Below are 12,255 nucleotides of genomic sequence, written 5' to 3' on the forward strand. Positions count from 1 at the left end.
GCATGGCGCGCAAGAAGAAGACCGTTGAACTGGATCGGGACAACGGCATCGCGCCGGGACTCGTCGCCAAGACGAAGAAGAGGCTCGTCATCGCGGGCGGTCGTTCGCACCCTGCGCTGACGGCTGCGGTCGCCGCAGGCCTCGGCACCGAGATCGCGCCGACCGAGCATCGCACCTTCGCCTCAGGCGAGATCTACTCCCGCTTCGAGGTGTCGATCCGCGGTTGCGACCTGTTCCTCATTCAGACCTTCGGCGAACCGGTCAACGAGTGGCTCATGGAGACGCTCATCATGATCGACGCCGCCAAGCGCGCATCGGCCAAGCGGATCACCGTCGTCGCGCCCTACTACCCATACTCGCGACAGGACAAGAAGGGGCGTGGCCGCGAGCCGATCAGCGCCCGCCTCGTCGCCGACCTCCTCAAGACTGCCGGCGCCGACCGGGTCATGAGCGTCGACCTGCACGCCGCCCAGATCCAGGGCTTCTTCGACGGTCCGGTGGACCACCTCTTCGCCAAGCCCGTGCTGCTGGAGTACTTCCGCGAGAACCTGACCGCCGAGGATCGTGAGACCCTCACGATCGTCTCGCCCGACATGGGACGAGTCCGCGTGGCCGACACCTGGTCGGACAGCCTCGACGCTCCACTCGCGATCATCCACAAGCGCCGTGACCCGAAGGTGGCCAATCAGGTCTCAGTGCACGAGATCGTCGGTACCGTCGAGGGCCGCACCTGTCTGCTCGTGGACGACATGATCGACACGGGCGGCACGATCGTCAAGGCCGCGCAGGCGCTCAAGGCAGCGGGCGCGCGTCGCGTCATCGTCGCCGCCACGCACGCGATCTTCAGCGACCCGGCCAACGAGCGACTGCAAGATGCATCGATCGATGAGGTCGTGGTCACCGATACGATCCCGCTGACCGAATCGCGTCGCTGGGACGGCCTCACGATCCTCCCCATCGCACCGCTGCTCGCACGTGCCATCCACGAGGTCTTCGAAGACGGCTCCGTCACGAGCATGTTCGGCGGCGACGCGTAACCGCCCGCACGCAGCCGGCCCAGACACAGCCTGCCCATAGCAGGTCGACATAATGTCAGAGTTATGATGAGCATGAGCGTTTCCTCTTCCGTTCGAAAGGGTGCCGCTGTCGCAGGCGTCGCCGGTCTCCTCGTCCTGGCCGGGTGCTCGAATGCCGCCGACGCTGAAGCTGCCGGGGGCGCCGGCACGCCGACCGGCAGCACAGGATCCGACGGCAGCACCGGATCCGGCAGCGGATCCGACTCGCAGAGTTCATCCGGCTCCGGTGAGTACACCGACGGCACCTACACCGCCGATGGTTCATACCAGACGCCGGAGACGGTCGAGCAGATCTCGGTCACGCTCACGCTCGAAGATGGCATCGTCACCGAGGTCGAGGTGACAGGTGAACCGCAGGCACGCGAGACCGAGCAGTATCAGGGACAGTTCATCGACGGCATCGCGGAAGAGGTCGTCGGTGTCTCGATCGACGAGCTGAACGTCAGCCGCGTCGCCGGCTCGTCACTCACGAGCGGTGGATTCAACGCGGCCGTCGAAGACATCAAGGACCAGGCCGCAGCCTGAGCGCCATGTCTCTCTGGCGCTTCGAAGCGATCGGCACTCGCTGGGAGATCGAGACGGAGAGCCCGCTGAGCGAGACCGTGCGTTCGAGGGTCAGCGCCGTGATCGATTCGTTCGACCGTGCATGGTCGAGATTCCGAGCCGACTCGCTCGTCAGCTCGCTCGCCCGCGACGGCGGTGAGGTGCCTGCGCCGACGGATGCCGTGGTCATGCTGGATGCGTACCGCGAGCTCTCCGACGCCACGGGCGGCGCCGTGAACCCGCTCGTGGGTGAGAGTCTCAGCGCACTGGGCTATGACGCTGCGGTGTCTCTTGTCGCGGGCGGGCCGCGGCCGGCACCCTCCGAGTGGACCGGCATCCTCAGCTGGTCCGACATGCGCCTGTCCGTCCGGTCCCCGGCTCAGATCGATGTCGGCGCGCTCGGCAAAGGGCGCCTCGTCGACCTCGTTCTCGCCGAGCTCGCCGGCGTTCCCGGCAGCGTGACAGTGGATGCCGGTGGCGACATCGCCGTGCGTGGCGATGAGGTGCGCATCGGCCTTGAGCATCCGTTCGACCCGGCCAAGGCCATCGGCGTCGTGGGCATCCGAGACCAGGCGCTGTGCGCCTCCGCGATCAACAGGCGCGCCTGGGGAGACGGTCTGCATCACGTTCTCGACGCCCGCACCGGTGCACCAGTGCGCACGTGGGCGGCGACGTGGGCGATCGCTCCCGACGCGATGCGGGCGGATGCCGTGGCCACGGCCCTGTTCTTCGACGGTGGGCCAGAGCTCGCCGCTCGCTGGGGCGCGGAATGGGTGCGCATGAGCACGGCGGGTCTTGCCGAACGCTCGCCGAACTGCCCGGCCGAGCTCTTCACGGCGCCCGGCATCCGCAGATAGGGAAGAGTTGTACTCGTGACGTTCTCATTCACGGCCATTCGTCAGCGTGTCCTGGCGGTACTCGGTGCGATGTCGATGTACCGCCTCGTGCTGTTTTCACTGGCGGCCCTCGCCCTGACCGCGCTGGTGCTGTCGATGTTCGGCGTGATCGTCGCGCCGACACCCCTCGAACTGCTGGCATCGTTCGTCGTGCTCACGCTCGCGATCTCGGCGGTCGACGCCGGCGTGCAACGGCTGCTTCATCTGCCGTGGCGCGTCGAGTCGTCGCTGGTCACGGCGCTGATCATGCTGTTCGTGATGCGACCGGGCGTGGAGCCCGCCGCACTGGTCGGACTCGCGCTGGCCGGCATCCTCGCGAGCGTGTCGAAGTACCTCATCGCCTGGCGTGGCCGTCACATCCTCAACCCGGCGGCGTTCGGCGCAGCCGTCGTCTCGATCATCGGCTCGTTCGGCGCGTTCGAATGGCTCGGAACCTCGGCCTCGTGGTGGGTCGGGAACGGTGCGATGGCGATCCCGGTCGCGGTGCTGGGGCTCGCGGTCCTCTGGCGCACGGAGAAGGTGCGCGTCGTGCTCGTCTTCCTGCTGGTCGCGATCGGCACTGCGGTCGTTCGCCAGGCCGTGCAGGCCCAGCAGTTCGACATCGAGTTCGACATCGCGACCGCCCTTCAGTTCGCGGTGCTGCAGAGCCCGTTCCTGTTCCTCGGCGCGTTCATGGTGTCGGAGCCGCTGACGAGTCCGCCACGGCGCTGGCAGCAGTTCTGGGTCGCGGCTCTCGTCGGCGTCCTCGCCGGATGGCCGATCCTCGTCGGAGGACTGTTCACTCTCGGGCAGGAGCGCGCGCTGCTGATCGGCAACCTGCTGGCGTTCGCCTTCGCGCTGCGGGGATCGGTGCGTCTGACGCTCGAGAGGCGCGAGTTCATCACCCCGACCGCGCAGGAGCTCATCTTCCGCGCCTGGGGGAAGCTGAAGTTCCTCCCTGGGCAGTACCTCGAACTCGACGTGCCGCACCACCACCCCGACGCGCGCGGCACCCGCCGGGAGTTCAGCATCGTCTCGGCACCGGCTGACCTGCCGACGTTGCGCATCGCGTACAAGAACGGCGACCAGAAGCATCCGTCGAGCTACAAGCGCGCGCTCGCTGCCGCTGAGCCTGGCGCGACGCTGGCCGTCACTGGCACCTGGGGCGACTTCGTGCTGCCGAAGGGCGAGTCGCCGGTGCTCATGGTCGCTGCCGGGATCGGCGTGACGCCGTTCGTGTCGCAGCTGCGGCAGATGCACGCGGAAGGACACACACGAGACGTCGTGCTGGTCTATGTCGCAGCAGAGGCTTCGGAGCTCGCCTTCCAGTCCGAGCTCGCCGAGACCGGCGTGCGCACGCTCGTGTTCACCCGGGACGCTCCGGCGGATCTTCCGGCGCACTGGACGTGGGCGCAAGGGGTTCGTCTGGATGCCGCGGGGCTCGAACGTGTGGTCTCAGACATATCTGCGCGGCATGCGTACATCTCCGGCCCTCCGCGGCTCATCGCCGATCTCGCCCCTGCGCTGCAGAAGGCGCGGTCGCTGACGACGGACGCGTTCGCTGGGTACTGAGCGGCGCTGACCGCGGCTCGGCTAAGAGATCGAGGCCGGGGTCGGCGCGGGCGTGAGAGGGAAGCGCACGGTGAAGGTCGTGCTGCCCGGCTCGGAGTCCACGGTGATCGTGCCGCGGTGGCCCTCGACGATGGCCTTCGCGATCGCGAGGCCGAGGCCGGTGCCGCCGGTCTGACGGGCGCGGGAGCTGTCTCCTCTCGCGAAGCGAGCGAACAGCTCGTCGCGCACCTGCGGGTCGATCCCCGGTCCGTCATCGTGCACCCGGATGACCGCCTCGTCGGCCTCCTTGGCCACACTCAGTGTGATCGTGGTGCCGTCAGGGGTGTGCGTGCGTGCGTTGGCGAGCAGGTTGGCCACCACCTGATGGAGGCGTCCCGCGTCGCCCAGCATGACGACGGGCTCCTCGGGGACTTCGATCGTCCAGTGATGCGCCGGCGCCGTCGGACGGGCATCGGTGAGTCCCTCGAGGGCCAGCCGCGTGAGGTCGACGGTGCCGTGCACGAGCTCCTGGCCCTCATCGAGGCGGGCCAGCAGCAGCAGATCCTCCACCAGCCGCGTCATCCGCAGCGACTGCGCCTGGATGCGCTCCAGTGCAGTCTGAGCTGTTTCGGGCAGCTCGCGATCTCGCAACGAGAGCTCCGAGTATCCGCGGATGGATGCCAGGGGTGTGCGCAGTTCGTGGCTCGCATCGGCGACGAAGCGTCGCATCCGCTCCTCGTTCTTCTGGCGGGCCGCGAGCGAATCGTTCACGTGATCCAGCAGTGTGTTCAGCGCTGCGCCGACCATTCCGGTCTCCGTGCGGGGATCGGCTTCGGAAACCGGCACCCGTTCGGTGATGCTCACCTCGCCGCGATCGAGCGGCTGATTGGCGACCCGCGTCGCAGTTCCGGCGACTGCGCGCAGCGGACGAAGGCTCACTCGGATCGTGATCGCGGTCGTCAGGGCGAGCAGGATGAGTCCGCCGAGTGTGGCGAGCGTGATCACGGTGAGCAATTGCGCCATGGTGCTCTGCACCTCGTCGCGGGGGAGCCCTGTGACGATTCCGACACCGCCGTACTCCCTGACCGTGACCGAGAACGAACCGAGACCATCCAAAGTCACCGAAGCGTCAGGAGATTCCGTGACAGCCTCGGTGAGCGCTTCGAACTGGGAATCCGTGAGAACGGTCATCCCATCGGAGGTGACCAGAGCGCCGCTGGCGCCGCCTTCGGATGCGATCGCGAGCAGCAGGCCGGGATAGTGCTGACCGGCGAGCACGTTCTGCGCGGTCAGCGGTTGGCCGGCGACCGTCAGGAGCTGGGCCTGTTTGACGAGAACTGTCGTCTGGCTCGCGATCCGGTTCAATTGATCCTGCAGTCGGCCTTCCAAGGACGTGCCGAGAGTCGCGCTGGTGATGACGGCGACGATGATGAGGATGAGCGATACGAATCCGATGACAGCGGCCATCAGCCGCGTCTGCAGTGTCAGCGGTCGGTGCGTCATCCCCGGATCGATCAATGCGGAGCCTTGATCATGTAGCCGACTCCGCGAACGGTGTGCAGCAGCGGCGCGCGGCCGGCGTCGATCTTCTTGCGCAGGTACGAGATGTAGAGCTCCACGACGGAGGATTTGCCGCCGAAGTCATAGCTCCACACCCGGTCGAGGATCTGCGCCTTCGAGAGCACCCGGCGCTCATTGCGCATGAGGTAGCGAAGCAGCTCGAACTCGGTCGCGGTCAGCTCGATCTCGGTGCTGTCGCGCTCGACCTCGTGGCTGTCCTCATTCAACGTGAGGTCGCCGACGCGCAGGATCGACTGACCGTCATCTGCGCTGGCGAGTCCGGTGCGGCGGATGATGGCGCGCAGGCGCGCGATGACCTCCTCGAGGCTGAACGGCTTCGTCACGTAGTCGTCGCCGCCGGCGGTGAGCCCGGCGATGCGGTCGCCGACGGCATCCTTCGCGGTCAGGAACAGCACAGGCACGAGGTTGCCCGATTCGCGCAGTCGCCGCAGCACGCTCATGCCGTCGAGGTCGGGCATCATGATGTCGAGCAGCAGAGCATCCGGCTCGAAATCACGCGCGACCTGGAGCGCCTCGATGCCGGACGACGCCGTGCGCACCTCCCAACCCTCCATGCGCAGTGCCATCGCGAGCAGGTCGGTGAGCATCTGCTCGTCGTCCACGGCGAGGATGCGCAAGGGGGAGCCGTCGGGGCGGCGCAGTTCGGGTTGATCACTGGTCATGAGCCCATTCTGAGGAATCAGCTATGGAGTGTCTATGGAATCCGCTATGGGTGACCTGTGAGTTCTCGGCGGGGTCGTCAGCTGATGATCGGCGCCTTCTGCTCCCAGATCGAGCTCATCTCGTCGAGGGTGCGATCCATGATCGACACCATCGAGGCCGCGGCCTTCTCGGCGTTCCCGGTCTGGATCGCTGTCGCGATGTCGACGTGCATCTGCAGCGCCTCTGGCGCGGGGAACTGCGGCATGAGGTCGTATTGGGTGCGGCCGGTGAGCACCTCGGCGACGAGATGATGCAGCTGAGCAAACATCTCGTTTCCGCTCATCGTCAGGATCAGCGAATGGAACTGCTTGTCCAGGTCGAGGAACTTCTCCGCATCGCCTTCGCGGCCGGCAGCCCACAGTCTTCCGGCGAGACCGACGAGGTCGCTCGCCTGATTCAACGGGGCACGCATCGCCGCCATCCGTGCGGCGGCCGGTTCGATCGCCCCGCGCAATTCGGTGAGCGAGCGCAGCTGCGCGACACGGCTGGGGCCGGCGAGTCGCCACCGTATGACCTGCAGGTCGTACACGTTCCAGTCGGTGAGCGGCAGCACTCGCACGCCGACGCGTCTCTTCGGGGTGATGAGCCCCTGCGCCTCGAGCGCGCGGAGCGCTTCACGGACCACGGAGCGCGACACCTGGAATCGGCTCTCGATGGACTCCGTCGTGAACGTCGTCTGCGGTCCGATGACGCCGGCGCAGATCTCTCGACCCAGCGTGTCGAACACGAGGTTGCGGCGGTCGACGGCGGGGCTGGATGCGGCCGACGACGCCGGATCGGCCTTGATGCCGGTGGGCAGTGTCATGGCTAGATCATATCTTTCTGGTCACAGGTATTGAAAAGTATGACTTGTGGTGACTATCTTGGCCACTGAGCAGACGTAACGGAACATCTGCACCAGGGAACCTCGCGACGACGCGCGGTTCAGGACGGAGTCACAGTGAAGTACCGATCCAAGACCGCCCGTTTCCTCGCGGCGGCAACCACGGCAGTCGTCGCAGGAACGCTCGTCAGTTGCAGCTCGAGTCCGGAGATCGACGAGAGCGAGGGGATCGAGGGCACCACCATTCGCGTCACCCTCGCCAACCACGTCTGGACCGAGACGATCAAGGACCTCATCCCGGAGTTCGAGGAGGAGACCGGAGCGAAGGTCGAGATCTCTCAGCTCGCGGAGGACCAGCTCTCCGACCAGTACAACGTCAAGCTCAACGCCGGCACTGACGAGATCGACGTGCTGATGTATCGCCCGCTGCAGGAGAACAAGCTGTTCGCCAGCAACGGCTATCTCTCCGACATCACCGAGCAGGCCGACGGCGACGCGGAGTGGGACTGGTCCGATTTCCAGTCCGGACCAGCATCGCTGACCACCTATGAGGGAGCGGTCGTGGGAGTCCCGATCATCACGGAGCGCACCGTGCTCTACTACCGCAAGGATCTGCTCGAAGAGGCCGGGCTCGAGGTTCCGACCACTCTGGAAGATCTCGACGCCGCCGCAGCGACGATCCACGAGCTGCACCCCGAGGTCGCCGGCTACATCGGCCGCACAGGCAAGTCCGCCGCAGTGACTCAGTTCAGTGCATTCCTGTTCAGCTCAGGTGGCCAGTGGATCGACGAGGACGGCGCCTCGGCGATCGACAGCGATGAGGCGCGCGGCGCGTACCAGTACTACGGCGATCTCATCCGCAATCACACCGATGCCACCATCAACCCCGAGATGAGCTGGCCCGAGGCCTTCGCGGTGTTCCAGCAGGGGCAGGCTGCCTTCATCGCAGATGCCGACAGCCTCTACAAGAACATGACCGATCCGTCCCAATCGACGGTCTCGGATCAGGTCGGCTTTGCCGCGTTCCCCGAGGGAGATGCAGGATCCAAGCCATACAACGTTGCGGCATGGGCTCTTGCGATCAACGAGAGCTCCGAGAACCAGTCGGCGGCGTGGCAGTTCATCCAGTGGGCGACATCGAAGGAGATCACGCTCGAGATGTCGAAGCTCGGCGTGATGGGTGCCCGCACCTCGGTGTGGGAGGACGCGGACGCCACCGCCGAGTACCCGGCCGAGCTCGTCGAGGCGATCAAGGTCAACGGTGAGAACGGCGTCGGTGAGGATCGTCCCCTCGTGATCCAGGTGGCAGAGGCCCGCGAGATCGTCGGCGAGCCGATCGTGGCCGCGATCTCCGGGGGAGACGTGGATGCCGCGGTCGAGAGCGCGAACGAGTCATTCGACGAGTTCCTCCTCGAAGACGCCGAGTAACCACTCCGATTCCGTCGCCGCCCCGGTCACCGACAGGGGCGGCGACGGCAGACCCACACGGAAGCATTCATGACTGCACTTCAGACACCCGAGCAGGTCGGCGCGAGGGAGCATTTCAGCCGCTGGGCCAATCGGCATCGCAAGTGGCTGTTCGCCGGCCCCTCGATCGTCTTCACGGTACTGCTGCTCGCCATCCCGCTGGGCTGGACGCTCTTCCTCAGCTTCACCGACGCCAAGCGTTCCGTCCGCCGGAAGTTCGACTTCAACGGCCTGGACAACTACGCCGAGGTCCTCACCGACACCGAGCGCTTCTGGCCGGCGGTCTGGCGCACGTTCGCATTCACCGGCGGCGCGCTCTTCTTCGAGCTGATCCTCGGAATGATCATCGCGCTGCTGCTGTGGAAGCCCTTCCGCGGTCAGGGCGTCGTGAGGACCATCATCCTGCTGCCGTTGGTGGCGACTCCAGTCGCCGTCGGCATGATGTGGCGGCTGCTCTTCGAGCCGAACATCGGCTTCATCAACGAGATGCTCTCCTGGGTCGGCATCCCACCGCAGCCGTGGCTGGCGGATCCCGCCACGTCTCTGGCGACGCTGACGTTCGTCGACATCTGGCAGTGGACGCCGATGGTGGCACTCATCCTGCTCGCCGGGCTCACAGGCCTCTCGGAAGAACCGCAGGAAGCGGCGAAGGTCGACGGCGCGAACGGCTGGCAGCGGTTCTGGTACGTGACGGTGCCGCTGATGCGCCCCGTCATCATCGCGGCCGTCCTGCTACGCGGTATCGACGCACTGAAGACGTTCGACATTCTCTACGCCACCAAGGGCAAGGGCGGGGGCGCCTTCCATGATGTGGAGACGCTCAACGTCTACGCGTACGGGTTGAGCTTCGACTACAACGAGTACGGATTGGCGTCGGCGGTTCTCATCCTGTTCTTCCTGCTGATCCTCGGCGTGATCTGGGTTCTCCAGATGCAGCGAAAGGGCAAGGACTCATGACGACCACGGCAGACACCCGCACGCTGGTCACCGGCGGCGCCATGCCTCCGATGCGGCGCAGGCGGAAGTTCCGCTGGGGCACCCTGGGACGCTTCCTCGGACTCGCGCTCATCGTGCTCGCGTTCCTCGGTCCCATCGTCTGGATGGTGTTGGCGAGCCTCAAGCTCAACGTGCAGATCTACGACCCGTCCAAGGCGTTCATCTTCGACCCGACGCTGGAGAACTACGGCACGGTCTTCGACCCTCACCGAGGCAACTACCTCGTCTACATCTGGAACTCGTTCTTCGTCGCCTTCATGGCCACGGCACTCTCGCTCCTGCTCGCCGTGCCGGCCGCGTACGCGATGAGCCGATTCATCATGAACAAGTCCGCGATGGTCGTTCTTCTCGCGCGCATCATCCCCGGGGTCAGTCTGCTGGTGCCGTGGTACTTCATCTTCGCCCAGCTGAAGATGACGGGCGGATACCTGCCGCTGATCCTCTCGCACATGTTCGTGTCACTGCCGCTGATCCTCTACATCATGATGTCGTTCTTCGATCAGCTTCCCGAAGAGCTGGAGGAATCGGCCCAGGTCGATGGCCTCACCGCGATCGGAGCGTTCTTCCGGATCACCCTGCCGTTGTCGGTGCCAGGCATCGCGACCGCGACGATCCTGTCGTTCATCTTCTCGTGGAACAACTTCATGTTCGCCCTCGTGCTCTCGGGCAACGCGACGAAGACGCTCCCCGTGGCGATCTTCGACTTCATCGGTTACGCCTCGATCGACTGGGGTGCGCTGATGGCGGCCTCGGTGGTCGTTACGACGCCGATCATGCTGATCGCCCTGTTCACCCAGCGCTACATCGTCACCGGTCTCACCGCCGGTGCGACGAAGGGCTGAGGCGTGCAGGCAGAAGCGACCACATCGATCGTGGTGATGGGAGTGCAGGGCATCGGCAAGTCGACGATCGGCAGGATGCTCGCCGAGCGACTCGACGTCCGTTTCGTCGACGGCGACGAGCTGCACTCACCGCGCAATGTAGAGCTCATGGCATCTGGCACGCCGCTCTCAGATGATGACCGCGAGCCCTGGCTGCATGCGGTGGGTGAGATGCTGGCCGCTCACACGGGCAGCGGGGGCGTGGTGGTGGCGTGCTCGGCGCTGCGGCGCGAGTACCGCGACCTCATCCGTGAGCACGACCCACTGGTCTACTTCGTCGAACCGTGGGGACCGATCGAGTTGGTGCGTGAGCGGGTGGGCTCGCGCACGCACGAGTACATGCCGGCGTCGCTGCTGCAGTCGCAGTACGACACGCTCGAGCCGCTCGCCGCCGACGAGCGCGGCATCCGGGTCAGTGTGACCGCCGAACCCGATGAGATCGTCGATGCGGTCCTGACCGATTTCCGCTCGCAGACAGGACGACACGAATGAGCATCATCATCGACCGCGTCGAGGCGTTCCCGGTCGCGCCGCGCTGGCTGTTCGTGCGCATCGAGACGAACGACGGGCTCGTCGGCTGGGGCGAGGCGTCGCTGGAGGGCTATGCCGACGTGGTGCGAGCCTCCGTCGACCAGTTCGCCGAGTACCTCGTCGGCAAGGATCCCGCGCTGATCGAGGATCACTGGCAGGTGCTCACCAAAGGCCAGTTCTATCGCGGAGGGGCGGTGCTCGCGAGCGCGGTGTCCGGCATCGATCAGGCGCTCTGGGATCTCAAGGGCAAGCGTCTCTCCGTTCCGGTGCATGACCTTCTCGGCGGTGCGGTGCGGGATCGGATCCGCGCGTACGGCTGGGTCGGCGGCGACGATCCCGCAGAGGTCGCCGACCAGATCTCGGCGCAGCTCGCCGTCGGTCTCACCGCGGTCAAGATGAACGGCTCGGGGAAGATGAGCCGCAACGGCTCGGTGGCAGAACTCGACGCCGTCGTCGCGAGGGTCGCGAGCGCCCGCGCGACGCTCGGCCCTGATCGTGACGTCGCGGTCGATCTCCACGGCCGATTCACCCTCGGAACCGCTCGTCGACTGGCGCCGCTGCTGGAGCCGCTGCATCCGTTCTTCATCGAAGAGCCGGTCGTCCCCGAGAACTCGCATGTGATCGAGCGGATGGTGGATGCCACGACGATCCCGATCGCGACGGGGGAGCGGCTGTACAGCCGTCAGGAGTTCCTTCCGGTGCTGCAGGCCGGTATCGCGATCGCGCAGCCTGACCTCTCGCACGCCGGCGGCATCTCCGAGGTGCGTCGCATCGCCGCGCTCGCCGAGACATTCGACGCGGTGATCGCTCCGCATTGCCCGCTCGGACCCCTCGCGCTCGCCGCGTGCCTGCAGGTCGGTTTCGCGACGCCGAACCACCTCATCCAGGAGCAGTCGATCGGCATCCACTACAACAAGGGCGCAGAGGTGCTCGACTATGTGCTCGACACGTCGCCCTTGAAGTTCGTCGACGGCGGTTTCGAGAAGCTGACCGGCGCGGGTCTCGGCATTGAGATCGACGAACATGCGGTGCGCGAGGCGTCGTCCCGCTGGGAGAGATGGCAGAACCCGATCTGGCGGCACGCCGATGGATCGGTCGCGGAATGGTGAACATCTCGAGGAAAGGATCCCCGCAGTGATCATCGACAAGGCTGAGGTCATCGTGACCAGTCCCGATCGCAATTTTGTGACGTTGCGATTGACGACGGATGACGGCCTGACCGGGCTGGG

12 protein-coding genes are annotated in these 12,255 nt (G+C 66.0%); 9 read left to right on the top strand and 3 right to left on the bottom strand.

Annotation, left to right across the window (positions count from 1 at the left end; all coding sequences use genetic code 11):
- Positions 1 to 2 precede the first annotated feature (2 nt).
- The 4 genes from HDC95_RS16495 to HDC95_RS16510 all read left to right on the top strand — a co-directional run bounded on the left by HDC95_RS16495 (position 3) and on the right by HDC95_RS16510 (position 4,066).
- On the top strand, positions 3 to 1,037 hold the full coding sequence (locus tag HDC95_RS16495; RefSeq protein ID WP_259064756.1) for a ribose-phosphate diphosphokinase: 1,035 nt from the start codon (positions 3 to 5) through the stop codon (positions 1,035 to 1,037).
- A 63-nt stretch (positions 1,038 to 1,100) separates the two neighbouring features.
- Positions 1,101 to 1,601: an FMN-binding protein gene (locus HDC95_RS16500; RefSeq protein WP_259064758.1), complete on the top strand. Its 501-nt coding sequence runs from the start codon at positions 1,101 to 1,103 to the stop codon at positions 1,599 to 1,601.
- A gap of 5 nt (positions 1,602 to 1,606) precedes the next feature.
- Positions 1,607 to 2,476, top strand: coding sequence for an FAD:protein FMN transferase (locus tag HDC95_RS16505; protein ID WP_259064759.1), 870 nt, complete (start codon positions 1,607 to 1,609; stop codon positions 2,474 to 2,476).
- Between the two features lie 15 nt (positions 2,477 to 2,491).
- Positions 2,492 to 4,066 carry an FAD-dependent oxidoreductase gene (locus HDC95_RS16510; protein ID WP_396652726.1) on the top strand — a complete coding sequence of 525 codons (1,575 nt, stop codon included), beginning with the start codon at positions 2,492 to 2,494 and terminating at the stop codon, positions 4,064 to 4,066.
- Positions 4,067 to 4,087: 21 nt separating this feature from the next.
- Here the strand turns inward: HDC95_RS16510 and HDC95_RS16515 are convergent, their stop codons facing one another.
- The 3 genes from HDC95_RS16515 to HDC95_RS16525 all read right to left on the bottom strand — a co-directional run bounded on the left by HDC95_RS16515 (position 4,088) and on the right by HDC95_RS16525 (position 7,133).
- Positions 4,088 to 5,548 (bottom strand): cell wall metabolism sensor histidine kinase WalK, encoded by a 1,461-nt coding sequence (locus HDC95_RS16515; protein WP_259064760.1) that lies wholly within the window; start codon positions 5,546 to 5,548, stop codon positions 4,088 to 4,090.
- An 11-nt stretch (positions 5,549 to 5,559) separates the two neighbouring features.
- Complete coding sequence (locus tag HDC95_RS16520; RefSeq protein ID WP_310503277.1) at positions 5,560 to 6,288, bottom strand: response regulator transcription factor; 729 nt, start codon at positions 6,286 to 6,288, stop codon at positions 5,560 to 5,562.
- A gap of 77 nt (positions 6,289 to 6,365) precedes the next feature.
- Positions 6,366 to 7,133 carry a FadR/GntR family transcriptional regulator gene (locus tag HDC95_RS16525; protein ID WP_259064761.1) on the bottom strand — a complete coding sequence of 256 codons (768 nt, stop codon included), beginning with the start codon at positions 7,131 to 7,133 and terminating at the stop codon, positions 6,366 to 6,368.
- A 135-nt stretch (positions 7,134 to 7,268) separates the two neighbouring features.
- Here HDC95_RS16525 and HDC95_RS16530 point away from each other — a divergent pair, with 135 nt between their 5' ends.
- The 5 genes from HDC95_RS16530 (at position 7,269) to dgoD (ending at position 12,135) form a co-directional block, all read left to right on the top strand.
- Complete coding sequence (locus tag HDC95_RS16530; protein ID WP_259064762.1) at positions 7,269 to 8,579, top strand: sugar ABC transporter substrate-binding protein; 1,311 nt, start codon at positions 7,269 to 7,271, stop codon at positions 8,577 to 8,579.
- A gap of 69 nt (positions 8,580 to 8,648) precedes the next feature.
- Positions 8,649 to 9,575 (top strand): carbohydrate ABC transporter permease, encoded by a 927-nt coding sequence (locus tag HDC95_RS16535; RefSeq protein ID WP_259064763.1) that lies wholly within the window; start codon positions 8,649 to 8,651, stop codon positions 9,573 to 9,575.
- Positions 9,572 to 10,456 carry a carbohydrate ABC transporter permease gene (locus tag HDC95_RS16540; protein WP_259064764.1) on the top strand — a complete coding sequence of 295 codons (885 nt, stop codon included), beginning with the start codon at positions 9,572 to 9,574 and terminating at the stop codon, positions 10,454 to 10,456. Before HDC95_RS16535 ends, HDC95_RS16540 begins: the two co-directional genes overlap by 4 nt.
- Before the next feature lie 3 nt (positions 10,457 to 10,459).
- The gene (locus HDC95_RS16545) at positions 10,460 to 10,987 is read left to right on the top strand and encodes a gluconokinase (RefSeq protein WP_259064765.1); all 528 of its coding nucleotides are present in this window, start codon (positions 10,460 to 10,462) and stop codon (positions 10,985 to 10,987) included.
- A gap of 2 nt (positions 10,988 to 10,989) precedes the next feature.
- On the top strand, positions 10,990 to 12,135 hold the full coding sequence (gene dgoD / locus HDC95_RS16550) for a galactonate dehydratase (protein WP_396652728.1): 1,146 nt from the start codon (positions 10,990 to 10,992) through the stop codon (positions 12,133 to 12,135).
- The last annotated feature ends 120 nt before the right edge of the window (positions 12,136 to 12,255 follow it).

Origin of the sequence: Microbacterium sp. AK031 (assembly GCF_024807145.1) — a bacterium.
Classification (GTDB): domain Bacteria; phylum Actinomycetota; class Actinomycetes; order Actinomycetales; family Microbacteriaceae; genus Microbacterium.

Coding starts and splice junctions, on each gene's coding strand:
- HDC95_RS16495 (WP_259064756.1), top strand. CDS start 3: ATGGCGCGCAAGAAGAAGACCGTTGAACTGGATCGGGACAACGGCATC.
- HDC95_RS16500 (WP_259064758.1), top strand. CDS start 1,101: ATGATGAGCATGAGCGTTTCCTCTTCCGTTCGAAAGGGTGCCGCTGTC.
- HDC95_RS16505 (WP_259064759.1), top strand. CDS start 1,607: ATGTCTCTCTGGCGCTTCGAAGCGATCGGCACTCGCTGGGAGATCGAG.
- HDC95_RS16515 (WP_259064760.1), bottom strand. CDS start 5,548: ATGACGCACCGACCGCTGACACTGCAGACGCGGCTGATGGCCGCTGTC.
- HDC95_RS16520 (WP_310503277.1), bottom strand. CDS start 6,288: ATGACCAGTGATCAACCCGAACTGCGCCGCCCCGACGGCTCCCCCTTG.
- HDC95_RS16525 (WP_259064761.1), bottom strand. CDS start 7,133: ATGACACTGCCCACCGGCATCAAGGCCGATCCGGCGTCGTCGGCCGCA.
- HDC95_RS16535 (WP_259064763.1), top strand. CDS start 8,649: ATGACTGCACTTCAGACACCCGAGCAGGTCGGCGCGAGGGAGCATTTC.
- HDC95_RS16540 (WP_259064764.1), top strand. CDS start 9,572: ATGACGACCACGGCAGACACCCGCACGCTGGTCACCGGCGGCGCCATG.